The sequence below is a fragment of the Bradyrhizobium sp. 141 genome (assembly GCF_023074055.1).
Classification (GTDB): domain Bacteria; phylum Pseudomonadota; class Alphaproteobacteria; order Rhizobiales; family Xanthobacteraceae; genus Bradyrhizobium.
In genome coordinates this window covers 12,965-35,717 of record NZ_JADPKR010000098.1, presented here as the reverse complement: position 1 = coordinate 35,717, position 22,753 = coordinate 12,965, and the positions used below count along the sequence as shown (strand labels likewise).

The 22,753-nt window shown below is 64.8% G+C and carries 24 protein-coding genes; 16 read left to right on the top strand and 8 right to left on the bottom strand.

Annotation, left to right across the window (positions count from 1 at the left end):
• Positions 1 to 59 precede the first annotated feature (59 nt).
• The 7 genes from IVA81_RS30180 (at position 60) to IVA81_RS30150 (ending at position 6,846) form a co-directional block, all read left to right on the top strand.
• The gene (locus tag IVA81_RS30180; RefSeq protein WP_247324741.1) at positions 60 to 1,052 is read left to right on the top strand and encodes a tripartite tricarboxylate transporter substrate-binding protein; all 993 of its coding nucleotides are present in this window, start codon (positions 60 to 62) and stop codon (positions 1,050 to 1,052) included.
• A 208-nt stretch (positions 1,053 to 1,260) separates the two neighbouring features.
• The gene (locus IVA81_RS30175) at positions 1,261 to 1,743 is read left to right on the top strand and encodes a tripartite tricarboxylate transporter TctB family protein (RefSeq protein WP_247324740.1); all 483 of its coding nucleotides are present in this window, start codon (positions 1,261 to 1,263) and stop codon (positions 1,741 to 1,743) included.
• Positions 1,744 to 1,754: 11 nt separating this feature from the next.
• Positions 1,755 to 3,293 (top strand): tripartite tricarboxylate transporter permease, encoded by a 1,539-nt coding sequence (locus tag IVA81_RS30170; RefSeq protein ID WP_247324738.1) that lies wholly within the window; start codon positions 1,755 to 1,757, stop codon positions 3,291 to 3,293.
• Positions 3,290 to 4,294: a 4-hydroxythreonine-4-phosphate dehydrogenase PdxA gene (locus IVA81_RS30165; RefSeq protein WP_247324737.1), complete on the top strand. Its 1,005-nt coding sequence runs from the start codon at positions 3,290 to 3,292 to the stop codon at positions 4,292 to 4,294. Before IVA81_RS30170 ends, IVA81_RS30165 begins: the two co-directional genes overlap by 4 nt.
• 137 nt (positions 4,295 to 4,431) lie before the next feature.
• A complete protein-coding gene (locus IVA81_RS30160) occupies positions 4,432 to 4,641 on the top strand; it encodes a hypothetical protein (protein ID WP_247324735.1) in 210 nt (69 codons plus the stop codon).
• 135 nt (positions 4,642 to 4,776) lie between these two features.
• Positions 4,777 to 5,838 (top strand): glycosyltransferase family 4 protein, encoded by a 1,062-nt coding sequence (locus IVA81_RS30155; protein ID WP_247324732.1) that lies wholly within the window; start codon positions 4,777 to 4,779, stop codon positions 5,836 to 5,838.
• 12 nt (positions 5,839 to 5,850) lie between these two features.
• Entirely contained in the window at positions 5,851 to 6,846 is a 996-nt protein-coding gene (locus IVA81_RS30150) for a L,D-transpeptidase family protein (protein WP_247324731.1), read from the top strand.
• A 42-nt stretch (positions 6,847 to 6,888) separates the two neighbouring features.
• Here the strand turns inward: IVA81_RS30150 and IVA81_RS30145 are convergent, their stop codons facing one another.
• From IVA81_RS30145 to IVA81_RS30135, 3 genes are all read right to left on the bottom strand, one after another.
• Entirely contained in the window at positions 6,889 to 7,305 is a 417-nt protein-coding gene (locus tag IVA81_RS30145) for a cupin domain-containing protein (RefSeq protein ID WP_247324729.1), read from the bottom strand.
• Positions 7,306 to 7,356: 51 nt separating this feature from the next.
• Positions 7,357 to 8,100, bottom strand: a complete 744-nt coding sequence (locus tag IVA81_RS30140) for an SDR family oxidoreductase (RefSeq protein WP_247324727.1) — start codon at positions 8,098 to 8,100, stop codon at positions 7,357 to 7,359.
• Between the two features lie 398 nt (positions 8,101 to 8,498).
• Positions 8,499 to 9,575 (bottom strand): methyl-accepting chemotaxis protein, encoded by a 1,077-nt coding sequence (locus tag IVA81_RS30135; RefSeq protein WP_247324725.1) that lies wholly within the window; start codon positions 9,573 to 9,575, stop codon positions 8,499 to 8,501.
• Positions 9,576 to 9,859: 284 nt separating this feature from the next.
• Here IVA81_RS30135 and recJ point away from each other — a divergent pair, with 284 nt between their 5' ends.
• The 3 genes from recJ to IVA81_RS30120 all read left to right on the top strand — a co-directional run bounded on the left by recJ (position 9,860) and on the right by IVA81_RS30120 (position 13,500).
• Positions 9,860 to 11,701: a single-stranded-DNA-specific exonuclease RecJ gene (gene recJ / locus IVA81_RS30130; RefSeq protein ID WP_247324724.1), complete on the top strand. Its 1,842-nt coding sequence runs from the start codon at positions 9,860 to 9,862 to the stop codon at positions 11,699 to 11,701.
• 95 nt (positions 11,702 to 11,796) lie between these two features.
• Entirely contained in the window at positions 11,797 to 12,606 is an 810-nt protein-coding gene (locus IVA81_RS30125; protein ID WP_247324717.1) for a glucose 1-dehydrogenase, read from the top strand.
• A gap of 96 nt (positions 12,607 to 12,702) precedes the next feature.
• Positions 12,703 to 13,500, top strand: a complete 798-nt coding sequence (locus IVA81_RS30120) for an aldolase (protein WP_247324715.1) — start codon at positions 12,703 to 12,705, stop codon at positions 13,498 to 13,500.
• Between the two features lie 6 nt (positions 13,501 to 13,506).
• Here the strand turns inward: IVA81_RS30120 and IVA81_RS30115 are convergent, their stop codons facing one another.
• Positions 13,507 to 14,736 carry a lytic murein transglycosylase gene (locus tag IVA81_RS30115; RefSeq protein ID WP_247324713.1) on the bottom strand — a complete coding sequence of 410 codons (1,230 nt, stop codon included), beginning with the start codon at positions 14,734 to 14,736 and terminating at the stop codon, positions 13,507 to 13,509.
• A 144-nt stretch (positions 14,737 to 14,880) separates the two neighbouring features.
• Between IVA81_RS30115 and IVA81_RS30110 the strand changes: the two genes are divergently transcribed.
• Positions 14,881 to 15,141 carry a hypothetical protein gene (locus IVA81_RS30110; protein ID WP_247324711.1) on the top strand — a complete coding sequence of 87 codons (261 nt, stop codon included), beginning with the start codon at positions 14,881 to 14,883 and terminating at the stop codon, positions 15,139 to 15,141.
• A 60-nt stretch (positions 15,142 to 15,201) separates the two neighbouring features.
• Complete coding sequence (locus tag IVA81_RS30105; RefSeq protein ID WP_247324709.1) at positions 15,202 to 15,453, top strand: hypothetical protein; 252 nt, start codon at positions 15,202 to 15,204, stop codon at positions 15,451 to 15,453.
• A gap of 34 nt (positions 15,454 to 15,487) precedes the next feature.
• Here the strand turns inward: IVA81_RS30105 and IVA81_RS30100 are convergent, their stop codons facing one another.
• Positions 15,488 to 16,009 (bottom strand): MarR family transcriptional regulator, encoded by a 522-nt coding sequence (locus IVA81_RS30100; protein WP_247324707.1) that lies wholly within the window; start codon positions 16,007 to 16,009, stop codon positions 15,488 to 15,490.
• Between the two features lie 54 nt (positions 16,010 to 16,063).
• Here IVA81_RS30100 and IVA81_RS30095 point away from each other — a divergent pair, with 54 nt between their 5' ends.
• Both IVA81_RS30095 and IVA81_RS30090 read left to right on the top strand, forming a co-directional pair.
• Positions 16,064 to 16,543: a carboxymuconolactone decarboxylase family protein gene (locus tag IVA81_RS30095; protein WP_247324705.1), complete on the top strand. Its 480-nt coding sequence runs from the start codon at positions 16,064 to 16,066 to the stop codon at positions 16,541 to 16,543.
• 21 nt (positions 16,544 to 16,564) lie between these two features.
• A complete protein-coding gene (locus IVA81_RS30090) occupies positions 16,565 to 17,068 on the top strand; it encodes a cupin domain-containing protein (protein WP_247324703.1) in 504 nt (167 codons plus the stop codon).
• A 52-nt stretch (positions 17,069 to 17,120) separates the two neighbouring features.
• On the opposite strand, the gene IVA81_RS30085 is transcribed toward IVA81_RS30090, so the two are convergent.
• From IVA81_RS30085 to efp, 3 genes are all read right to left on the bottom strand, one after another.
• A complete protein-coding gene (locus IVA81_RS30085) occupies positions 17,121 to 18,107 on the bottom strand; it encodes a DUF808 domain-containing protein (protein WP_247324701.1) in 987 nt (328 codons plus the stop codon).
• 79 nt (positions 18,108 to 18,186) lie between these two features.
• Positions 18,187 to 19,809 (bottom strand): M23 family peptidase, encoded by a 1,623-nt coding sequence (locus IVA81_RS30080; protein WP_247324695.1) that lies wholly within the window; start codon positions 19,807 to 19,809, stop codon positions 18,187 to 18,189.
• A 20-nt stretch (positions 19,810 to 19,829) separates the two neighbouring features.
• A complete protein-coding gene (gene efp, locus IVA81_RS30075) occupies positions 19,830 to 20,396 on the bottom strand; it encodes an elongation factor P (RefSeq protein ID WP_247324694.1) in 567 nt (188 codons plus the stop codon).
• A gap of 162 nt (positions 20,397 to 20,558) precedes the next feature.
• Here efp and epmA point away from each other — a divergent pair, with 162 nt between their 5' ends.
• Positions 20,559 to 21,623 (top strand): EF-P lysine aminoacylase EpmA, encoded by a 1,065-nt coding sequence (gene epmA / locus IVA81_RS30070; RefSeq protein WP_247324692.1) that lies wholly within the window; start codon positions 20,559 to 20,561, stop codon positions 21,621 to 21,623.
• On the top strand, positions 21,620 to 22,714 hold the full coding sequence (locus IVA81_RS30065; protein ID WP_247324690.1) for a lysine-2,3-aminomutase-like protein: 1,095 nt from the start codon (positions 21,620 to 21,622) through the stop codon (positions 22,712 to 22,714). The genes epmA and IVA81_RS30065 overlap by 4 nt, the downstream gene beginning before the upstream one ends.
• Positions 22,715 to 22,753 lie beyond the last annotated feature (39 nt).

Sequence of the window (22,753 nt, the reverse complement as noted above, 5' to 3'; positions counted from 1 at the left end):
ATTTCGAAACGACAAGAACAAAGACAAAAACATAAAAGACAAATCAGCTGGAGGAAATCATGGGTCGGACGTCAATATTCCTGCTCTCCGCAGCCGCGACCGTGCTCGCGGGCACGATGCCGGCGCTCAGTGCCTGGCAACCGCAAAAGCCGATCGAATTCATCGCCACGGCCGGGCCGGGCGGCGGCACTGACAATCTCGCGCGCGCGGTGCAGAACATCATCACCAAGCACAAGCTGACGGAGCAGCCGATCGTCGTCGTCAACAAGGGCGGCGGCAGTGGCGCTGAGGGCTACGTCTACGGCAAGGCCTCCGCCGGCGATCCCTACAAGGTGATCTTTGGGACGTCGAACGCCTGGCAGCAGCCGCTCGTCTCCAAGGTCGCCTTCAACTACACCGATCTCACCCCGATCGCCGCGATGGCGCAGGACGAGTTCCTACTCTGGGTCAAGCAGGATGCGCCCTACAAGACGGCGGGCGACTATCTGAAGGCCGCCGCATCGGGCGAATTCAAGATGGGCGGCGCGCAGTCAAAGGACACCGACGAGGTGCTGACGCGCATGATCGAGAAGGCCGGCAAGGTCAAACTGACCTATATCCCCTTCAAGAGCGGCGCCGAGACCGCCGTCCAGCTCGCCGGCGGACACCTCGAGTCCCACGTCAACAATCCCAGCGAGAGCCTCGGGCAATGGCGTGGCGGAACGCAGCGTCCGCTCTGTGTCTTCAGTCCGAAGCGGCTGCCGCAGGGACAGAAGGTCACCGCAACCGAAGGCTGGAGCGACGTACCGACCTGCGTCGAGCAAGGGCTCGACATCAAGCAATATGAGCAGCCGCGCACGGTGTGGTTGCCCGGCAAGGTCACGACGGACCAGGCTGCGTTCTATGTCGACCTCATGAAGAAGGTGCAGGCGACGCCGGAGTGGAAGGACTATATCGAGAAGACCTCCCAGGTCGACACGTTCCTGACCGGCGCCGAGTTCGACAAGTTCATCAAGGACGACCTCGAGCACGTCAAGCAGGTCGCGGGCGAGCAGGGCTGGCTGGTGAAGTGAGCTGAATTGTTTTTGGGCTAATCGCTTCCATGAAGCCAATCGCATCCGAGAACCTCATCCTGAGGAGCCCGCGGAAGCGGGCGTCTCGAAGGATGGCCGCGGGCGCCATGTCGCCTGTGGCCGTCCTTCAAGACGCGCGCAAGGGCGCGCTACTCAGGACGAGGCTGGTGAATGACGTCCTGTTGTTTCTCGTCATCGGGAACCCCGAATGATCTCCCGCCGCGCCCTTGAACTTGCCACCGCCATCCTCACTGGCAGTTTTGGTGTGACCGTCGTCGTCTCAAGCCTCGACAATGGCATCGGCTGGTCGAGTGCAGGCGTGGAAGCCGGCACGTTCCCATTCCTGACCGGCATCATCATCGTGCTCGGGAGCCTCTATAATCTCGCGCGGGGCGCGCTGCCGGCCGCGACGCTCGCAAATGTCCCCGTCGCGATCACGCCGGTCGAGCTGCGCCGTCTCGCCGGCCTGTTCGTGCCGGCTGCGATCTTCGTCGCCGCGATCCCGCTCGCCGGGATGTACGTCGCATCCTCGCTCTATGTCTTCACGGTGCTTGCGATTCCCCGGCACCAATCCGTGCCGCGCGCGCTCGCCATGGCGGCAGCGACCGCGCTCGCGCTCTATGTCGTGTTCGAGCGCATGTTCCAGGTGAGCCTGCCGCACGGCGCGCTCGCTGCGGCGCTCGGGTTCTGACGGAGGGGCCGATGGAGAATCTCTCGGAGCTCTGGCACGGCTTCACCATCGCGGTCACCGTGCCGCACCTCGTCCTCATGGTGGTCGGCGTGCTGCTCGGCATTCTCGTCGGCGTGCTGCCGGGGCTGGGCGCGCCGAACGGGGTGTCGCTGCTGCTGCCGCTGACCTTCGGCATGCAGCCGGTGTCGGCCATCATCCTGCTCTCTAGCATGTATTGGGGCGCACTGTTCGGCGGCTCCGTCACCTCGATCCTGTTCAACATCCCGGGTGAGCCGTCCTCGGTCGCAACCACCTTCGACGGCTATCCGATGGCGCGCGACGGCCGGCCGACCACGGCGCTCGCCACCGCCTTCGGCTCGGCCGCGTTCGGTGCACTGATCGGCGTCATATTGATCACCTTCCTCGCATCCTGGGTCGCGCAGGTCGCGCTCGCCTTCGGGCCGGCTGAGTATTTTGCGGTCTATTTCCTCGCCTTTGCCAGCTTCGTCGGCATGGGCGGCGCGGCCCCGATCAAGACGATCGTGGCGCTGGCGATCGGCTTCGCGATCGCCGCGATCGGCATCGACACGGTGTCCGGCAGCGTCCGCCTCACCATGGGCATCGACGAACTGGTCAAGGGCGTGAACTTCGTCGTCGCGGTGATGGGCCTGTTCGGCATCGGCGAGCTTCTGGTTGCCGTCGAGGAGGAGTTTCACGCCCGCGCGGTGTCCTCAAAGATCGACTGGCGCGAGGTGTTTCGCGCGGTCGGCCGCCTGCCGCGGCATGGTGTTGCGCTGCTGCGCAGCGCTGCGATCGGATGTTGGATGGGGATCACGCCGGGTGGCCCGACCGCGGCGTCCTTCATGAGCTACGGCATCGCCCGCCGCTTCTCGCGTCGCGGCCGGTATTTCGGCACAGGGGAGGTCGAAGGCATCATCTCGCCGGAGACCGCCGATCATGCCGCCGGCACCAGCGCGCTGCTGCCGATGCTCTCGCTCGGCATTCCCGGCTCGGCGACCGCGGCCGTCATGATGGGCGGGCTGATGATCTGGGGCCTCAATCCCGGGCCCATGCTGTTCGTCGACCAGAAGGATTTTGTCTGGGGCCTGATCGCCTCGATGTATGTCGGCAATATCGTTGCCGTCGCGCTGGTGCTGCTGACCGTTCCGGTCTTCGCCGCCTTGATGCGGATTCCCTTCGTGGTCATCGCGCCGCTGATCGTGATCATCTGCGTCGTCGGCGCCTATTCGGTGTCGAACTCCTATCTCGACGTCGTGATGATGCTGGGCTTCGGGATCGTCGGCTATCTCTTCAAGAAGCTGTTCTATCCGCTGGCGCCGCTCGTGCTCGCGATCGTGATCGGCGACAAGGCTGAGGATGCGTTCCGGCAGTCGATGCTGATGTCCAAGGGATCGCTCGGGATTTTCTTTGCAAACAAGCTGGTGACATGCCTGATCGTGGCCGGCATTGCGCTTTTGCTGCTTCCGCTCGCGTTGCAGCTCGCGCGGATCTGGCGCAAGCCCGCATCCCCTGCGACCGAAACGACCGCCCACGAGAAGGTGATCATATGACCGCAAAGCCGCTGATTGCATTGGCAATGGGAGATCCCGCCGGCATCAGCCCGGAGCTGACGGCGAAGCTCGCGGTGCAGGACGACATCCGTGCCCAAAGTCGGCTCGTTGTCATCGGTGACCGCCGCATCTTCGACGACGGCGCGCGCATTGCCGGTGTCAAGCCGGAGCTGACGACAGTGGAGCAGGGGGCTGACCTTCGCGCGGCGGCGGGCGAGACGCTGTTTGTCGACCTCGGCCATCTCGATCCCAGAGAGGTCGAACCGAAGACTGCGACCCTTGCCGGCGGAAAGTTCGCCCTGGCGAATTACAAGCACGCACTCGAACTGGGCCGCGACGGACGGGCCGATGCCGTCTGCTTCACGCCTTTCAACAAGCAGGCGATGCGGCTTGCCCGTGCTGAATACGATGACGAGATCGCGTTTTCGGCCGAGGTGGTCGGTCTCAAGACGCCCGCGAGCGAGTTCAACGTGCTCGACCGGCTCTGGAATGCGCGGGTGACTTCCCACATCCCGCTCAAGGACGTCGCCGGGCGGCTGTCCAGCGAACGCATCCATCGCGCGCTCGAGCTGACCGATTCATGCATGCGTAAGGCCGGCTTCGCGCGGCCACGCATTGCGGTTGCTGGTCTCAATCCGCATGCCGGCGACGGCGGCAATTTCGGCCGCGAGGAGATCGACATCATCGCGCCCGTGGTCGCGGTCGCTCAGCGCGCGGGCATCGCCGCGGAGGGACCGTTCCCGGCCGATACCATATTTCTGCGCGCCAAAGGCGGCGCCTTCGATGCGGTGCTGACGATGTATCACGACCAGGGCCAGATCGCGATGAAGCTGATGGGCTTCGATCGCGGCGTGACCTTGCTCGGCGGCTTTCCATTCCCGATCTGCACGCCCGCGCACGGCACCGCCTACGACATCGCAGGGCAGGGCGTCGCATCGATCGGCGCGAGCCGCGCCGCGCTGCTGCTGGCGGCGGAGATGGCGGCTCGTCGCGTCGCTTGATTCCCTCAGATGAGGAGGAGGGCGCCTGCTTGTGCCTGCCGGCCGCGCGCAGTTTCAGCCCTTCCGGGAAAAAGTGGAAACTTCCGCCGTCGTAACGAGTTGCAGTCCCATGAACGTCTCCATCTCGGAGCTGGAACATGGTCGACGACGACCCGCTACGAACGGCGGTGGATATTGCTTGGTCCGTTTACCGCGCCCGGCGTCCCCACGTCGATGCCGCGGATAGTCGTCGCTGCCTGCTCGAGCGTCATCTGCAAGGGAGATGGGAAGCGCGCGAGAGCGATGCCGAAGAACTCACGGGATTCGGGATTGCCTACCTCGATCGGCTTCCCGACGACGAATGTTGAGGCTCATGGAAGGGCTCGTCTGCCGGGCGGCGGCCACAAGTGCCAGGCCGAATTGGACGCTTCTCGCGATTTCGAACCTTCTGTCCGCCGCGATCGTGCTGATCGTGCGTGCGGCGGTTTAACGGGTAGCCTCCCATGCGCATTGCTCAGCTTGCTCCCCTGGCCGAAAGCGTCCCTCCGAAGCTCTACGGCGGCACCGAGCGGGTCGTGGCTTGGCTGGTGGATGGGCTGGTCGAACTCGGCCACGAGGTCACGCTGTTTGCGAGCGGCGACTCCAGGACGAATGGCAAGCTTCATCCGGTCTGGCCACGCGCGCTGCGTCTCGGGCGGAAGGGGGCGGACCCGGCCGCGGCGAGTGCGATGCTGATGGAGGCGATCGCGAGGCGTGCGCGAGAGTTCGACGTGATCCACGCGCATATCGACTGGCTGTCCCTGCCGTTGCTCAGTCGTCTTGGCGTGCCGTTCCTCACGACCATGCATGGTCGCCTCGACTTGCCTGGCCTACCCGACGTGGTTCGGCAATTCCCTAAAGCATGCTTCGTGTCGATTTCCGATCATCAGCGCCTGCCGCTTCCGGTTGCGAAATGGATCGGAACTATCCAGCACGGGCTGCCGTCCGACTTGTTTCGCCCGTCCTACGAACCGGGATCCTATTTGGCGTTTCTCGGGCGTCTCACCGCGGACAAGGGTCCGGAGGACGCCATCCGCATCGCGCGTGCAGTCCAGATGCCCCTCCGTATCGCCGCGAAGATCCCGCGCGCCGAGACAGCCTACTTCAGGAAGCACATCGAGCCCAACATCGACGGCAAGAACATCCGGCTTGTTGGTGAAGTCGATGACGCGAAGAAACAGCCCTTCCTTGCCGAAGCCGCTGCGCTGCTGTTTCCGATCGATTGGCCGGAGCCATTCGGGCTGGTCATGATCGAAGCGATGGCGTGCGGAACCCCGGTGATTGCCTACCGCTCCGGCTCCGTCCCCGAAGTCGTCGAACACGGCCTGACCGGCTTCATCGTCGAGAGCGAGGAGCAGGCCGTCAAGGCCGTCGGCGAGTTGGGCAAGCTGGATCGAAGGAAGGTGCGCGCTCGCTTCGAGGAGCGCTTCTCCGCGAGCCGGATGGCGAGGCAATACGAAGACCAGTACCGCAAGCTGGCCGCCGCCGCGGCCCGGGAATTGATCACAGAACCGTTGGAAACGTAAAAGGGCTCGGCGATGTCGCTCGGAAAAGCGGGGCAGATTTGCATCTTTCTGGTCTTCGCTCTGGCGGTCCCGCCGGCGTTCGCCGCGGAGATGGACGCCGCCGCCATCAATTCCGCTCAGCCAACGAACAAGACTCTCTCGAACGAGAAGCCGACGCCGGCGGGCGTCCGGCTGCAGGTCCTCCTGGACCGGGCGCATTTCTCGCCCGGCGAGATCGACGGCAAGTTCGGAGAGAACGCCCGGAAGGCGCTACGGGCCTATGCGGAAGCGCAGCAATTGCCGAGTTCGGACGCTTTGTCGGAGGACGTCTGGAAGGCGTTGCAGGCGGATGACCGGCCGGTAACGATGACATACACGATCACCCAGCAGGACGTGGCGGGTCCTTTCCTGAGCAAGCTTCCATCAAGGATGGAGGAGATGAAAGACATCCCGAAGCTCGGCTTCACGAGTCCGCGCGAAGGACTGGCCGAGAAGTTTCACATGGGCGAGGAGTTGTTGGCGGCGCTCAACCCCGGGCGCCACTTCGATCGGGCCGGCGACACCATCGTCGTCGTGGATACCGCGAGCGGAGGCGCTGCGCCTGCCAAAGCCGACAGGGTCGAGATCGACAAGAGCCGACAGACGGTGAAGCTGTTCGACAAGTCGAATGCGCTGATCGGATTTTATCCAGCGACGGTCGGAAGCGAAGAGAAGCCGTCGCCCTCGGGCACGCTTAAAGTCACGGAGATCAGCCGCAATCCGCACTATCGCTACAATCCCGATTATCGCTTCAAGGACGTCCGCTCCCGCAAGCCTTTCACCATCCAGCCCGGTCCGAACAATCCAGTCGGCACGGTGTGGATCAACCTTTCCGCCGAGGGCTATGGCATTCACGGCACGCCTTCGCCGAAGAAGATCTCCAAAGCGGAGTCCCACGGCTGCGTGCGTCTCACCAATTGGGACGCCGAACGCGTGGCAGCCAGTGTCGCGAAAGGTACGCCGGTCGCTTTCGTAGGGAGCTCCGGTTGACGCCAGCGTCTCGTTCCAGCTCCGCTGTCTGCTGATCCGGCACTACTTCGCGATGGGTGTCACCAGCTCCTTATCGGCCGTATCCACCACGAACACGGCCAGCAGCTTCGCCGGCTCGGTGTCGCTGGCATTGGCGCTGACGGCATGGCGATCGCCGGGCTTTTCAGAGAAGTTCTCTCCCTTGTGAAAGACCTTGGCGGGGCCGTCATTGACCTGACTGCGGATCGCGCCTTCCAGGACGGTGGCGTAGATGAAGGCGGAGGGCGGGTGCATGTGGGCCGGCGAGGAGCCTCCGGGACCATACTCGACCAGTACGCCCTTCATGCTCTTGCCCGGGACATTCGGCAGCGCCTGGTCGAACACGACGGTCACTTTGGCCGATGGCGCAGCCGTCTCGGCTGCGTGGGCCGCCAGGACGGAGGCGGTGTAAACCACAATTGCGATCAGCAATCTGCGCATGGGATTCCCTTCATTGCCGTTTCTGTCGTGATTTTCTGGACTTGCGGGTCTTCAGAGCCTCGCGAGCCATGTTGCGAGCGGCGTTTTCCCGAGCCGTGCCTCGCCGAGCGGGATCAGCGATGTGTCGCCAATGGGGGCGCCATAGTACGGTGCCTTGGGGTCTCCCACCACCGGGCGGGCGTCGCCGGACGCCTTCACACGTCGCGCGACGAATTCATTGAAGGGAGCCTTCTCGGGTCCTGCGATATCGATCGTGCCGTTGAGCGGCTGGCCTGTTGCGACCTCCGCGAGGCGGTCGGCCACGTCCTCGCCCGCGATCGGCTGAAACATCGCCGATGGAACGACGATCCGGCCCTCGGTCGCACCCATATCGGCGATGGCGCCGAGGAATTCGAAGAACTGGGTGGCGCGGACGATCGAGTAAGGGACCGGAGAGGCCTTGACGATGGTCTCCTGCGCAAGCTTGGCACGAAAATAGGCGATGTCGGGCGAGCGCTCGGTACCCACGATCGAAAGCGCCACATGATGCTTCACACCCGCAGCCGCCTCGGTCGCGGCGAGGTTTTGGCTCGAACGCTCGAAGAATTCGAGCACGGCGGCGGGCTCCCAGGACGGCGCGTTGGCGACATCGACGACGACATCCGCGCCCGCCAATGCCGCAGCGAGGCCTTCCCCGGTCACGGCATTCACGCCTGATTTCGGCGAGGCCGCCACAGCCTCGTGGCCTTGCTGTTTGAGCCTCGCCACGAGCTTGGATCCGATCAACCCTGTTCCGCCGATCACGACAATCTTCATGGCATGTCTCCTCGGTATTTTACCAAGCGCGAGATGATCCAAGACCAATGCCGGCTCGCGCTCTCACGTCAATGACGTGATGCGAAGCGACCCTACTCGACCAATGGCGTGAGGCTCTTGCCTGTAACGAGCGCGGCTTGTCGGAAAATGCTTCAGAAGCCGGGGGCGATGTCACAAACCGGCAAGGGCCATTCGCTCGTGGGCGAACACGGCCTGCGATGATCACAGATTGCCAATGTTTTGCCCGACGTGTCAAGCCATTTCGGCGTAACCGAAAAAACAGGAAATGAACATCTCTGACAAAAACTCAATGAAACCAACCCTCTGGCTACTGTGCATGGGGTTGTTTCGCGAGTTTTGATCAGAGCGGGGCTCCTCGTTCGATTCTGCGGGGCGCCTCAGGCCCCGCAGATGATCACGCCGTACCAGCCCAGGCCCCGATAGGTCTCGTAGCCCGGCGTCGCATGAAAGGCGACCAGCGAACCGTTGCGGTCGTGATAGAAGCCGGAACGCTGGCCGTTCAGCGAGATCGAGATGCGCTCGCTGAGGATGCCCTGGCCGTCGGACGCCGCGATGACGCGCAAATTCGAATCGACCAGCAGCACGCGGGCCCTGTCGCTGTCGCCGATGCGCACGCCCTGGACGATGGCGCGGGCCTGCGGCTCCCAGTCGAAATGGATGGCGAGCACGCCGATCGGGGCGCCGTTGGCCTGGCCGCCGGCGCGGACGCTGGCGCAATAGGTCGCAACCTGCGCGTTGCCGAGCAGCGGCTGGTTCTCGACATCGCCGGCCACGTAGTCGTCACCGGAGCGCAAGCTGCGCGCCTCGCGAAACCATTTGGTGTGGGCGACATTCTGGCCGACGGCGCGGAAGCGGTCGGCCCGGCCGTTGGCGATGACATTGCCGTCGAGATCGCAGAGCCAGAGGTCGAGATAGACGGTGTAGGCCCCGAGGATCACGCCGAGGCGCTGCGAGGCATGCGAGACGGCCGCCGCGCTGGGGGAGGCCGCGCAATCGACCACGGCGGAATCGGTCGCCCACCAGCGCACGTCGCAGGTGCGTTCATAGAGGTTGCGGTCGATCAGCTCGATTGCGTTCAGGGACAAGTCCATCATGCGCTCGCCGCGCGAACGCTGGCTCATGCGCTCGATCGAGGAGACGAGATCGCCGGTGCGCTTCGTCAGCTGGCTTTCGAGCTCGCGTGCGATGGTCTCGACCTGTTGGCCGACGCCGCGCACCTCCTGGGCCACCACCGCAAAGCCCGCGCCTTGCGCGCCGGCGCGCGAGCTTTCGATCAGTGCGTTCAGCGCCAGCATCTTCATCTGGTTGGTGATCTGCTGGATCGACTTGGTCTTGTCGACCGCGATCTGGTTGACCTCCGCGGTCAGGCGGTTGATCAGCGCGGAGATGTCGGAATCATCGTCAGCGGGTTCGGTGGCGATCGGCTTGGCTTTCAGACCCAGCGCAGCAGACATCGGGGGATTTCCCTTGGCAATGAGGTCTGATCTGCAACGAACCCGGAACATCAAATTACAGATCGAATACAAGTCTTTTTCGAAGATTCCGCCTAACGCCTGCTTAATTTGCTGTTCGGCGGAATGCCCAAATGATAGTCACTCCGCCCCTGTCGGGGAGCCATCCACCGCTTTGTGGGCCGCTGCCGTTGCAAAGTTCGGCGGATTCCCGGCCAATCCGCCAGTGACCGGACGCCCTGCGTGTTCGTCCGGGGTCCCGAGTTCCCAAAGATCGCTCTCGAATCATGACGCCGCCTGCCACCGCCTTGCCCGTCGAAGCGCCCCAGGCGTTCCTGGGCGTCGCGCGCTCGCTCACCGACAAGCTCTGGCGCGACCGGCTCGACGCGCGCGGGGCGGCCAAGGCGCTTGCCATCGTGCAGCGGCACCAGCTTCCGGAGCTGCTGGCGCGCGTGCTGGCGGGGCGCGGGGTCGATATCGACGCGGTCGCCGACTTCCTCGATCCGACCATCCGCAAGCTTTTGCCGGACCCGTTCACGGTGACGGAGATGGAAGCGGCCGCCAAGCGGATCGCGGATGCCGCGGCGCGGGGCGAGAAGGTCGCGATCTTCGGTGACTACGACGTCGACGGCGCCACCTCGGCGGCACTGCTGGCCTGGCATCTGCGCCATTGCGGGCTCGATCCGCTGATCCACATTCCCGACCGCATCTTTGAGGGTTATGGCCCGAACGTCGAAGCGGTTCGCGGGCTCGCGGCCAAGGGTGCCACGCTGCTCGTCACCGTCGATTGCGGCACCACCAGCATCGAGCCGCTGGCTGAAGCGAAACGGCTCGGCATGTCCGTGGTCGTAATCGATCATCACCAGGCCGGCACGGAGCTGCCGGAGGTCGACGCGCTCGTCAATCCGAACCGGCTCGACGATCTCTCCGGCCTCGGCCATCTCGCCGCCGTCGGCCTCGTGCTGGTGACGCTGGTGGCGGTCAATCGCGAGCTGCGCCAGCGCGAGTTCTGGAGCGCGGAGATGCCCGAGCCGGATCTGCTCGGCATGCTCCACCACGTCGCGCTGGGCACGGTTGCGGATGTGGCACCGCTGATCGGCCTCAACCGCGCCTTCGTCGCCAAGGGGCTGATCGCGATGCGGCGCCGCGACCATGTCGGTCATACCGCGCTGATGGACGTGGCGCGGCTCAACGGGCCGCCGGAGGCTTGGCATCTCGGCTTCATGCTGGGGCCTCGCATCAATGCCGGCGGCCGCATCGGCCGCGCCGATCTCGGCGTGCGGCTGCTGCTGGAAGGCGACGGCGTCGAGGCCGCGCGGATCGCCGCCGAGCTCGACCGCCTCAACGGCGAGCGCCGCGTCATCGAGCAGGCGGCCGAAGCGCAGGCCGAAGCCGAGGCTCTGGCCTCGATCGGGCTCGAGGACAAGCTCGGGGTGATCGTCACGGCGTCCGAAGGCTGGCACCCCGGCGTCGTCGGCCTCGTTGCCTCCCGCCTGAAGGAGAAGTTTTCGCGGCCGGCTTTTGCCATCGCGCTGGAGCCCGGCGGCATCGGCACCGGATCGGGCCGCTCGATTGCCGGGGTCGATATCGGCAAAGCCGTGCGACAGGCGGTCACTGATGGCATTTTGCTCAAGGGCGGCGGGCACGCGATGGCCGCGGGTGTGACGTTGCGGAAGGAGAAGCTCGCCGAATTCCGCGCCTATCTCGAGAACGCGCTGGCGCAGGACGTCGCCGAGGCGCGCCACGTCAACGAGCTTTATATCGACGGCGCGGTGTCCGCGCGTGCGGTGACGACGGAGCTCGCGGCGACGCTGAACCGTGCCGGTCCCTTCGGCAGCGGCAATCCGGAAGCTGTGCTGGCGCTGCCGGCGCATCAGCTCGTCTTTGCCGACGAGGTCGGGCAGGCGCATCTGCGTCTGCGCTTCAAGTCAGGCGACGGCGCCATCGTCAACGGCATCGCGTTCCGCTCGGTCGGTCAGAAGCTCGGTAATGCGCTTCTGGCCAATCGCGGCCAGCAACTGCATGTCGCGGGCTCGCTCTCGGTCGATCGCTATCAGGGCACCGAACGCGTGCAATTCCGCGTCATCGACGTCGCGCTACCCGACCAGGGGCCATCCGTGATTAGATAACGCAAGATCCGACGCGACAAACGCGGAACGCGTTTGCGCGGAGATCATGCGAAAAAAAATGATGCGCTCAAACAACAAAAAGAAAGGGAGTGAACATGGCAGGGCAGGTTGAGGGCAAGGTCGCGCTGGTGACGGGCGGGGCCTCGGGTATCGGCGAAGCCATCGTCGAGCTATTCGCGCGCGAGGGCGCCACCGTCGTCATCACCGACATCGATGAGCTGCGCGGGCCCGAACTCGCCAAGCGAGTGACAAAAGCGGGCGGCAAGGCGATCTTCCTGGAGCAGGACGTCACCAGCGAGGAGCGCTGGATCGAGATCGTCACCGAGGTCGCCAAGCGCTACGGCCGGCTCGACATCATGGTCTCCAACGCCGGTATCGGCATTGCCGTGCCTTCGATCGTCGACATGACGCTGTCCGACTGGCGCAAGCAGAACGCGATCAACCTCGACGGCGTCTTTCTCTCGGTCAAGCATTGCCTGCCGCTGATGCGCAAGCATGGCAGCGGCTCGATCGTCATGATGTCGTCGCTGGCGGGCTTGCGCGGCTCGCCCGGGCTGTCGGCCTATTCGGCGACCAAGGGCGGCGTGCGGCTGTTCGCCAAGTCGATCGCGATGGAATGCGCGGCGGCGGGCGACGGCATCCGCGTCAACTCGGTTCATCCCGGCATCATCGATACGCCGATCTGGGGCAAGATCCCGACGGGCGCAACCGGCGCCGGCCAGAACGCGCCGATCGATCCGGAGGAGCGGGCGAAGGTCGTCACGCCGCTCGGCCGCGCCGGCGAGGCCGCAGAGATCGCCTCCGGCGTGCTGTATCTGGCCTCTGATGCCTCGCGCTACGTCACCGGCAGCGAGCTCGTCATCGACGGCGGCATGAACGCAGGCGGCGTGCCGCGGCGGGCGTGAGCCGCGCAGGGCAGGGCGGCACGCGCAGGGGCTGACGCGCAGGCGTAGCCCCTGTACAACGCGAGCAGCTCTCGACCGACAGAGGTGTCCTTCGCCATGGCGCACAGCCTTCACGCTTCCTCCCCCGCATCAGCGCCATTCCGCTCGAACCGGCCGGACCTTGCGACCGATGCGATCCGCACTGCGCGCGAGGACCTTGCCGCCTGCTTCCGCATGGCGGCGCGCAATGGCTTCGAAGAAGGCATCTGCAACCACTTCTCAGCCGTCGTGCCAGGCCATGACGAAATGTTCCTCGTCAACCCCTACGGCTACGCCTTTCGCCAGCTGACCGCGTCGAAGCTGCTGATCTGCGACTTTCACGGCAACGTGCTCGATGGCGAGGGCGTGCCCGAGGCGACCGCGTTCTACATCCACGCCGAGATGCACAAGCGCCTGCCGCGCGCGAAAGTCGCCTTCCACACCCACATGCCATTCGCCACGGCGCTGTCGATGACCGAAGGCGACCCCTTGATCTGGGCCGGCCAGACCGCGCTGAAGTTCTATGGCCGCACCGCGGTCGATCGCGACTACAACGGCCTTGCGCTTGACAACCAGGAAGGCGCGCGCATCGCGTCCGCCGTCGGCGATGCCGACATCATCTTCATGAAGCATCACGGCGTGATGGTGCTGGCGCCGACCATCGCGGAGGCCTGGGACGATCTCTACTACCTCGAACGCGCCGCCGAGGTGCAGGTGCTGGCGATGTCGACGGGACGAAAGGTGCTGCCCGTGGATCCCGCGATTGCGGCCGAAACCTACAGGCAGATGCGTGAGGGCGATTCCGAATCCGCGCGGCTGCATCTCGCCGCGATCCGGCGGCAGCTCGATGCCGAGGAGCCGCAGTACCGGCACTGAGGTCGCCTACGACCCCTGCCGCAGCTTGGCCAGCACCTTCAGCCCGCCATAGCCGTCCGCCGGTGTGATGCCCGCGCGCTGCTGGAAATCCTTGATCGCCTTCATGGTGTCGTTGCCGACACGGCCGTCGGTGCCGCCGGTGTCGAAGCCGGCCTTGGTCAGACGCGTCTGCATCTCCTGCACCTCGGCCAGCGTCAGTGCGCGCTCCGAGCCGGGGAAGGGTTGAATGAATGGCGGCGCCCCGAGACAGCGGTCGCCGAGATGGCAGATCGCCAGCGCATAGTTCATCGACGGATTGTAACTCTTCACCGAGTAGAAGTTCGGTCCCAGCAGAAACGTCGGTCCGCCCGCGACCGGCGTCCACATCTGAGCGGATGCATTCGGTTGCGGGAACGGCTGGCCGTCGGCGCGGGTGACGCCGGCCGCCTGCCATGCCGCATAGGTACGGCTGCCGCTCATATTGCCGGCCGCGCGCACCTCATAGCCCCAATGCTCGCCGCGATGCCATTTGCCGCGATTGACGAGATATTTGGCGGTCGAGCCCAGCGCGTCGTCGGGCTTGCCGAATGGCGACACCTTGCCGTCGCCGTCATAGTCGATGCCGACATTGAGCCAGACTTCCGGCATCCATTGCGAATGCCCCATCGCGCCGGCCCAGGATCCCTGCATCTGCTCCGGCGTGCTCCAGCCCTTGTCGACGATGCGCAGCGCGTTGATCAGTTCGGTCTCCCAATAGGCCTTCCGGCGCGGCTCGTTCCAGGCGAGCGCGGCCAGCGAGGGAAACACCGGCGTCATGTGGTTCTGCTGCACCAAGGGATCGCCATAGGCGGACTCGACGCCCCACAGCGCCAGCAGCGTGCCACGCTCGACGCCGAAATCGCGCTCGATGCGCGCGAGCAGCGCCTCGTTGTTCTTCAGGGCGGTCTTGCCGTTGATGATACGCCAATCGGAAACGCGGCGGTTGATGTATTGCCAGACCTGCTCGTGGAATTCGGGCTGGCTGCGCATCTGCTTGAACACGCTCATGTCGGGTTCGACCCGCGCCATTGCGCGCTGCCAGGCCGCAGGCGAAATGCCCTTCGCCATCGCACGTGCGCGAAAGGCTTCGCGCCATTCGTCGAAGCCTGGAGGTGCGGCGAGGACGCGTGTCGGAAGTGCGAGCACAGCGGCTGCACCGAGCGTGGATTGGAGCAGGGCGCGGCGCGTCGGATGGAGCGAGGAATCAGCGTGTTTCATGGGCACATTCTAGCCCGAAACATGGCCTGTGTGCGCCGGTTCCTGGAACAACTGGGCGGCTAGTTCTGCGTGACCGGATCAGGCATTCCGTCGGAACAAACTGTCGCAGTCCCGCATTCCCCCCGCACCACTGAGGAGGACAAGATGAGGAAATATCTGTTTGCTGCTGCCATGGTCACGGCCATCGCAGCGCCTGCGTTCGCGGACGAGGTCGGCGTTCACGTCGGCCCGGTCGGCGCGGGCGTGACGGTAGGTCAGTCCCATGAATATCGCGAGCGAGACCGCGATCGCGACCGTACCACGGTCATTAAAGAGCGCGAGCCCGCCGACCGCACCACCGTGATCAAGAAGGAAGATGAATTCGGCAATCGCGAAAAGACCGTGATTCATCACGACAACGATTGATAGAGCAGGGCCCCGGCGGGAGCGCCGGGGCCCATTCTGTTCATCGAGATTAGGGGTGGAATGAAGATATACGCGCATGCGGAAAGCCATGTCGTCGAACTCGACGACGGATCGCAATGGCAGATATTTCCCGGCGATCTCGCGACGACGCTGAGCTGGAAGCCCGAAACCGATCTGCACCTGGAGCCGAGCGGCGACCGGGTGAGTTCGCATGTGCTGGTGAATGACACTGACCTCAGCCGCGTGCGGGTGATCGCAGCGGGCGAGAGCTGGCCCGATGGTGAGGTCAAGGATGCACTGAAGGGCGGGTAGCATCCCCTTTTGGGCACGAGGGGCGGAAGCCCGCCTAGTCCTCCTTCAAGTCAGCTGCGATGCCAGCTAGCCACCGCCGGATCGCAGTTTCGTCCCTGCTGTCCAAGCCTTTCGCCAGCCGCTTCTCCAGCGCGATCACACGCTCCCTGCACGCCTTTAACAGCGTCGCACCGCGCGGCGTCAGCGCCCATTGCTGAATGCGGCCGTGGACGGGATGCGGCGTCATCAGAATTGCGCCGTCGCGTTCGAGATTGCGAATGATGACACCGACGGTCTGGGGCGTCAGGAAGGTGAGGCGGGCGACGTCGGCGCCGGACAGGCCCGGATAGGCGTTCAGCATCGTCAGCACCGCGAATTGCGGCGATGTCACGCCGAGGTCGGCGAGGGTGCGCTCCATGGTCAGGCGGACAGCGGCATGGGCCTGTCGCAGGAGATAGCCGAGATAGCCTTGCTCGCCGCGCTTGCCTTCTCCGGGCGCAGGAATACGTACGGCGTCGTCGGCAGCCGCCTTGCCGGCGATTTTCGATCTTGTGATGGCAGCGGTCTTGCGCGACATATCAGAGCTCTTATAAGATATAAGTACACTTATATTAATACGAGGTGCACCGCAATGTCACACGCCCGCAGCGAATACGAGGATTTCAAGAAGATCGCGCCCGACGTCTATGAGGTGGTTCTGGCGCTCGGTCAGCTTGCAACCAAGGCTGGCCTCGACAAGCAGCTCATCGAGCTCGTCAAGCTGCGCGCCTCGCAGATCAACGGCTGCGCCTTCTGCGTGCAGCACCACGTCCTGCTGTCGGAACGGATCGGCGTTCCCGTCGATAAGCTCCATCTGGTCGCGGTCTGGCGCGAGGCGCCGGTCTTTTCCGCGCGTGAGCGCGCGGCGCTGGCCTGGGCGGAAGCCCTGACACTGCTACCCGGTGGCGTCAGCGAGGAGGTTTATTCGGAGGCAACGCGCGAGTTCTCCGAAACCGAGCTGACCTACCTGACCTCGGCGGTCGCCTCGATCAATGTCTGGAACCGGTTTGGCGCGGCGTATCGCTGGACGCCGGCCAAGCGGCCGGCCGCGGCGAATGCTGCGGCATCCTGATTGCAACGCAGGGAGGTCAACGTGACAGCAATGAGTTTCACCGCTGCGCAGCGCCCGATGCCGTCGCGGTCGATGGCGATCGCCGTCCTGGGCGGGCTCGCCTGCGCGCTAGCGATCGGCAAGGTGCTGCCGGTGACGATCGACAGTGTGTCAGGTGCGCTGGCGCCGCTCTGCGCCACAGCTGCGGAGGGTTCGCCGCTCGACAAGGTCGAGCCGATCGGCTCCTACGCATTGCCAAACGTGCCTGGCAAGCGCGTCACCATCGTGCGCGTGTTCTACGGCCCGGGCGGATTTTCACGTCCGCATCGTCACTCTGGATCCGTCACCGCCTACATCACCAAGGGCGAGATCCGGTCCCAGCTCGGCGGCGGTCCGGTCGAGACGTTTGGCGTCGGCCAGTCCTTCTTCGAGCCGCCGGGCTCGACGCATCTGGTCTCCTCCAATGCCAGCGCGACCGAGCCGGCAGAGTTGATCGCGGTATTCGTGGCGGATGAGGGCGCGCAGCTCACGACGCTGCTTGAATAATCGGTAGCCCGGATTGCGCTTCGCTCCATCCGGGCTACGCGGCGGGTTGCCTTCAGGCCTGCCGCGACCGCCGCAACCGTTTCCATGCCGGAGAGAGACCGTATTCGACGGCCGGAATCGCAAGTGCGCCGACAAGCAGTCCGAGCAAGCCTGAGATGGCCGCCTCGACCGACCATTCGATGATGCCGGCGACGGATGGAAGGGCATGTGCGGCGGCCTCGGTTGCGGCATGGACGGTGCGCCCGACCACGGGCGGGCCGTATTTTTCGATGCCATGCAGGATGATGCCGCCGCCGACCCAGATCATGGCGGCGGTTCCGATGGTGCTCAGCACCGCCAGGAAGACGGGCATACCGCGGACGAGCGCGCGTCCGAGCAAGCGGATCGCGCCGCCAATGATCGAGGCGCTGTCATAGCGCGCGAGGGCCATGCCAACATCGTCCGCCTTCACGATCAGGGCCACCACGCCGTAGACTCCGGCAGTGATAAGGATGCCAACCAGCGCCAGCACCAGTGCCTGCGTCCAGATGCTGCCCGTCGGGAGAGCCGCCAGCGTGATCGCCATGATCTCCGCCGACAGGATGAAATCGGTCTTGATGGCGCTCGCGACCTTCTCGTCCTCGACCGACCGGGCATTCAACGCAATCGGCTGGAGCTGAGCTTCGTGGTGGTGCGCATGATGCGGCATCACGGCTTCGAGCACCTTCTCGGCGCCCTCGTAGCAGAGAAAGGCTCCGCCCAGCATGAGCAGCGGTGTGACCGCGGCGGGAAGGAAATATCCAAGCAGCAGGGCAATGGGGAGCAGGATCAGCAATTTATTGCGCAGCGATCCGATCGCAATCTTACCGACGATCGGCAGTTCGCGTTTCGAGGCAAAACCGATGACGTAGTTCGGCGTGACGGCCGCATCATCGATGACCACGCCAGCCGCCTTTGTGCCTGCTTTGGCAGCCTGGCTCGCCACATCGTCGAGTGAGGCCGCCGCCACCTTTGCAATTGCCGCGATATCGTCGAGAAGACCGATCAGTCCAACACTCATCAACCCCTATCCTTTGTTCGATCTGGCGATGGGCGCGACGACTTCCCTCGCACCACCCGGCATTGGAACGCGCAAGCCGTCAATTGTCCTCGCCGCTCGATCCCTCGCGCAGGTCCGGCTTGAGAACGTCGTCCGGCAGCGCGTGTGCCACGGGCTGCGTCGTGACAGCTATCTCCGGGCCGACCTCGCGCCCGCGGGCGCGGATCAGGCGTTCATAGGCGGAAACCAGGGTGACGTAGGGGCTGACCCAGATCCAGCCGTCGCGTGTGAACACCTGCACGTCGAAATGCAGATGCATCGAGGTTCCGGCGGGATGGTCGAGATAGTTCGAGATTACACCGATCTTCTCGCCCTCGGTGACAATGCGGCCATTGACCACGCCGTCGGCGTTCAGCGCCTGCGGATTCATGTGCATGTAGCGGAAGCGGATGTGCTCGGTGCGGCTGTTGACTTGAAGCGTCGCGGCCTGGTCCTTGGCTCCGCGGATCACGATCGCACCACGCACGGCGACGACGCCGCGCTGCTTGGGATCGCAGGGCTCGCGGCCTTCGCCGGGCGCGGGGCAGTCGGCGGCGCGGATGTCCTCGCCCTGATGTCCGTAGCCTCCGCCACATTGCCACACCTCGAAACTGCGCGACTCGCAGAAATTGTCGCGCCAGGGATAGGCGGTCGGACCTTCGCTCTTGTCGCGCTTGCCGTAGGACTGCGAGCGCACGAACGCAGGCGCCTTCTCGAGCGGGAATCGGATCTGCGCATAGGCCATCACGTCAGGATGGCCGCCCTGCTTGCGGTAGCCGGTGTTCGGGATGATGTCGCCGCTCGGCCGGTAGCTGAAGTCCTGTGAACGTTCCGCCGGACGATCGAGGATGTTGGAGGCAATGTCCGTCAATGGCCGCATACGCTGGCCGCCGGCGACACGCAGGGCCTTCAGGAAGCGCTCGGCGACGGGATAGGCTTCCTTGCAGGCGAGCCGCCGCGGCTTGGCGACGCTGTCGAGGCACTGGATCGACACGACATAGGCGGCGCCGAAACGGCTGAATGCGTAGCGTACATAGCCCTCCCGGATGAATCTGCGGAGGTCCGGATAGGTCGTCGCGAGCGGCTTGACTGGCTCGCCCTTGCCGCCGGAGGGATCGGCGATGTCGTAGACCAGCGCCGATCCCGTGATCTGCACTTCGACCGGCCTTGTGAACACGCGGCTCGGCATGCCGTCGCCGGCGCCGGGCTCGAACGAGAAGGTCGCGCTGTAGCCGGCGGGGCCGGCATCGAACATGTCGACGGGATTGAAGTCCGCCTGGTAGCGCGACAGCGCGGGCGTTGCCGGCGCGCCGCCGCGCTGCGCCTCGAGATACGCGGCGGCATCGAACGGCAGCAGCACCGGCACGGGACTGCGGGTGATGCCGGTAAAGAATCGCGAGGAAACCGCGTTGAGCTGCACCAGTGCGGGCGTCGCGCGCGGATCGTAGCGTGGCACCGAACGGCGAGGTGCGAAGATGAAATCGTCCGCGACCCGGGGGCGGCTGTTGATCTCAGTGCGGACCTGGTCGAGCGCTGCGCGCCAGTCGACGCGCAGGGCCGTGAGCGAGGGGCTGCGGAATTCATCGGCAGCGAGCGGAGCGGCGATAAGGAGCGAAAGCGACGCCAGAAGCAGCGAGACGAAGCGGAAACCCTTCCCAACCACTGTCTCGCCCCCCGGCGGCACCTGCTGCTCTGATCCCTCGATTAGTCTTTGGCGCGCTCGGAGTAGGAGCCGTCTTCGGTCATCACGACGATGCGGGTACCGACGGCGATGTGCGGCGGCACGGTGGTACGGATGCCGTTGGAGAGCACCGCCGGCTTGTAAGACGAGGAGGCGGTCTGACCCTTGGTCACCGGCTCGGTCTCGACCACTTCCAGCGTCACGCGCTGCGGCAGCGCCAGCGACACCACGTTGACGTCATGCGTCGACAGCTTGACGGTCATGTCCGGTTGAAGATAGGAGGCCGCGTCGCCGACGACGTCCTTGGAGACCTGGACCTGGTCGTAGGTCTCGGGGTTCATGAAGTGGAAGCCGTCGCCATCTTCATACAGGAAGGTGTAGTTGCGCTCTTCGATCGTGGCCTTTTCGACCTGGTCGGTGGTCTTGTAGCGCTCGGAGATCTTTACCCCGTCCGAGATTCGGCGCATTTCGATCTGGCTGACCGGGGTGCCCTTGCCGGGATGGATGTTCTCGGCGCTCACGACGACGTAAAGCTTGCCGTCTTGCTCGATCACGTTGCCCTTGCGAATAGAACTGGCGATGACTCTCAAAGCTATATTTCCTGCTTGCTTGGCCCGGCTCGGGCCAGGACGTGGTCAAATCGATGGGGGAGTTGGGGCCTCAAATCGGACCTCGGCACCCGTTTCGGGCCGCAACATACTGATTTTGCCGCTGGATGCCAGCCTTTTGCTCGGGACGGGGGCGGCCGGCTAATGGCTGGGGACAAGCCGATCTCGCCTTTCTGGTTGCCCGGACGGCACCTCGACCGTCGGCCGTTCCTCCAGGCTAGGGGAGCCATTACCGGGGCTCTACGGGGCTTTTTCGCCGAGCAGGGGTTCGTAGAGGTCGAAACTTCCGTCCTCCAGGTCTCCCCGGGCAACGAGACCCATTTGCACGCCCCCAGGACCGAGGTCATGCGGCCGGACGGCAGCCGAGCCAGCCGATACTTACGGACCTCGCCCGAATTCGCCTGCAAGAAGCTGCTGGCGGCGGGCGAGACGCGGATTTTCGAGCTCGCCCGGGTGTTCCGAGACCGTGAGCGCGGCGACCTGCATCTGCCCGAATTCACCATGCTGGAGTGGTATCGGGCCGGCGCGCCCTATGACGCCATCATGGCCGATTGCGTTGTCGTGATCGCCCGTGCGGCGCAGGCGACCGGGATCGGGACCTTCTCCTTCCGTGGCCGGACCGCCGATCCCTTCGCTGAGCCGGAACTGTTGACGGTCGCGGGCGCCTTCGAACGGTTCGCCGGCATCGACCTGCTGTCGACAATCTCGGGCAACGAGGGTAACCGTGCCGCGCTCGCCCAGGCGGCGGCCAGCAAGATCCGTGTGGCCGAGGATGACACCTGGTCGGACATCTTCAGCAAGGTCCTGGTCGAGCATGTCGAGCCGCATCTGGGGCAGGGACGTTTGACCATTTTGTTCGAATACCCATCTCCAGAGGCGGCGCTGGCAAGGGCGAAGACTGACGATCCCAGGGTTGCCGAGCGCTTTGAGATCTACGCGTGCGGCGTCGAGCTCGCCAACGGCTTTGGGGAACTGACCGATGCCGAGGAGCAGCGCAAACGCTTCACGGAATCGATGGCGGAGAAGCAGCGCCGTTACGGCGAAGCCTATCCGCTGGATGAGGACTTTCTGGCCGCCGTTGCGGCAATGCCGGAGGCGAGCGGTGTTGCACTCGGGTTCGACCGGCTGGTGATGCTGGCGAGCGGCGCATCGCGAATTGATCAGGTGGTGTGGACACCGCCTGCAAATGAAACGTCAAGTGAGACATGACGAAGACGAACCTTGCACGCACGCTGCGCGAGCCGGCTGAGCTCGTCGCCGAAGGTCTGGCGCCCGCAGCAGCGCTGCCGGCGCTCGAACGCGTTGCCGCGCGCTATGCGGTGGCCATCACGCCGGCGCTGGTCGAACTGATCGATACGTCCGACCCGGACGATCCCATCGCGCGGCAATTCGTTCCGAGTGCAAACGAATTGGAGATGCAGCCCGGCGAGAATGCCGATCCGATCGGCGATCACCCGCATTCGCCGGTTCCCGGAATCGTGCACCGCTACCCCGATCGCGTCCTGTTCAAGCTCGTTCACGTCTGCGCGGTCTATTGCCGATTCTGTTTCCGCCGCGAGATGGTGGGGCCCGGCAAGGAGAGCGCGCTGTCGGACAGCGCCTATCGGGCGGCGATCGATTACATTCGTTCGCATCACGAAATCTGGGAAGTGATCCTGACCGGCGGCGATCCGCTGATGCTGTCGCCGCGGCGGATGGGCGAGATCATGACCGATCTGGCGGCAATCGATCACGTCAAGATCATCCGCCTTCACACCCGCGTCCCCGTGGCCGATCCCGCGCGCATCAGCGACGAGATGGTCGCGGCGCTCAAGGTCGAGGGCGCGACCACCTGGGTGGCCGTGCATGCCAACCATGCGCGCGAGCTGATGGGGCCGGCGCGCGCCGCCTGCGCGCGGCTCGTCGATTCCGGAATTCCGCTGGTGAGCCAGTCCGTGCTTTTGCGCGGCGTCAATGACAACATCGCCGCTCTGTCGGATTTGATGCGAGCTTTCGTCGAATGCCGGATCAAACCCTACTACCTGCATCACGGCGATCTCGCGCCGGGCACAGCGCATCTGCGGACGACGCTGGCGGAGGGGCAGGACTTGATGCGGCAGTTGCGCGGGCGGGTGTCAGGACTGTGCCAGCCGGACTATGTCGTCGACATTCCCGGCGGCGCCGGCAAATCGCCGGTGGGGCCGAGCTACGTACTGGCGCCGCAAAATACCGCACCCGACGCGGGTGAAGCGGGAGCCGAAACGCGCTATCGTATCATGGACTATTGCGGCGACGTTCATCTCTATCCGCCCGAGACCTGAGCGGTGATGGGGCGCGCGCCGGCTTGAGAATGGAGAAGC

Excerpts from the sequence above, each read along its gene's own strand:
- IVA81_RS30180 (WP_247324741.1), top strand. The coding sequence starts at position 60 with ATGGGTCGGACGTCAATATTCCTGCTCTCCGCAGCCGCGACCGTGCTC.
- IVA81_RS30175 (WP_247324740.1), top strand. The coding sequence starts at position 1,261 with ATGATCTCCCGCCGCGCCCTTGAACTTGCCACCGCCATCCTCACTGGC.
- IVA81_RS30170 (WP_247324738.1), top strand. The coding sequence starts at position 1,755 with ATGGAGAATCTCTCGGAGCTCTGGCACGGCTTCACCATCGCGGTCACC.
- IVA81_RS30165 (WP_247324737.1), top strand. The coding sequence starts at position 3,290 with ATGACCGCAAAGCCGCTGATTGCATTGGCAATGGGAGATCCCGCCGGC.
- IVA81_RS30160 (WP_247324735.1), top strand. The coding sequence starts at position 4,432 with ATGGTCGACGACGACCCGCTACGAACGGCGGTGGATATTGCTTGGTCC.
- IVA81_RS30155 (WP_247324732.1), top strand. The coding sequence starts at position 4,777 with ATGCGCATTGCTCAGCTTGCTCCCCTGGCCGAAAGCGTCCCTCCGAAG.
- IVA81_RS30150 (WP_247324731.1), top strand. The coding sequence starts at position 5,851 with ATGTCGCTCGGAAAAGCGGGGCAGATTTGCATCTTTCTGGTCTTCGCT.
- IVA81_RS30145 (WP_247324729.1), bottom strand. The coding sequence starts at position 7,305 with ATGCGCAGATTGCTGATCGCAATTGTGGTTTACACCGCCTCCGTCCTG.
- IVA81_RS30140 (WP_247324727.1), bottom strand. The coding sequence starts at position 8,100 with ATGAAGATTGTCGTGATCGGCGGAACAGGGTTGATCGGATCCAAGCTC.
- IVA81_RS30135 (WP_247324725.1), bottom strand. The coding sequence starts at position 9,575 with ATGTCTGCTGCGCTGGGTCTGAAAGCCAAGCCGATCGCCACCGAACCC.
- recJ (WP_247324724.1), top strand. The coding sequence starts at position 9,860 with ATGACGCCGCCTGCCACCGCCTTGCCCGTCGAAGCGCCCCAGGCGTTC.
- IVA81_RS30125 (WP_247324717.1), top strand. The coding sequence starts at position 11,797 with ATGGCAGGGCAGGTTGAGGGCAAGGTCGCGCTGGTGACGGGCGGGGCC.
- IVA81_RS30120 (WP_247324715.1), top strand. The coding sequence starts at position 12,703 with ATGGCGCACAGCCTTCACGCTTCCTCCCCCGCATCAGCGCCATTCCGC.
- IVA81_RS30115 (WP_247324713.1), bottom strand. The coding sequence starts at position 14,736 with ATGAAACACGCTGATTCCTCGCTCCATCCGACGCGCCGCGCCCTGCTC.
- IVA81_RS30110 (WP_247324711.1), top strand. The coding sequence starts at position 14,881 with ATGAGGAAATATCTGTTTGCTGCTGCCATGGTCACGGCCATCGCAGCG.
- IVA81_RS30105 (WP_247324709.1), top strand. The coding sequence starts at position 15,202 with ATGAAGATATACGCGCATGCGGAAAGCCATGTCGTCGAACTCGACGAC.
- IVA81_RS30100 (WP_247324707.1), bottom strand. The coding sequence starts at position 16,009 with ATGTCGCGCAAGACCGCTGCCATCACAAGATCGAAAATCGCCGGCAAG.
- IVA81_RS30095 (WP_247324705.1), top strand. The coding sequence starts at position 16,064 with ATGTCACACGCCCGCAGCGAATACGAGGATTTCAAGAAGATCGCGCCC.
- IVA81_RS30085 (WP_247324701.1), bottom strand. The coding sequence starts at position 18,107 with ATGAGTGTTGGACTGATCGGTCTTCTCGACGATATCGCGGCAATTGCA.
- epmA (WP_247324692.1), top strand. The coding sequence starts at position 20,559 with ATGGCTGGGGACAAGCCGATCTCGCCTTTCTGGTTGCCCGGACGGCAC.
- IVA81_RS30065 (WP_247324690.1), top strand. The coding sequence starts at position 21,620 with ATGACGAAGACGAACCTTGCACGCACGCTGCGCGAGCCGGCTGAGCTC.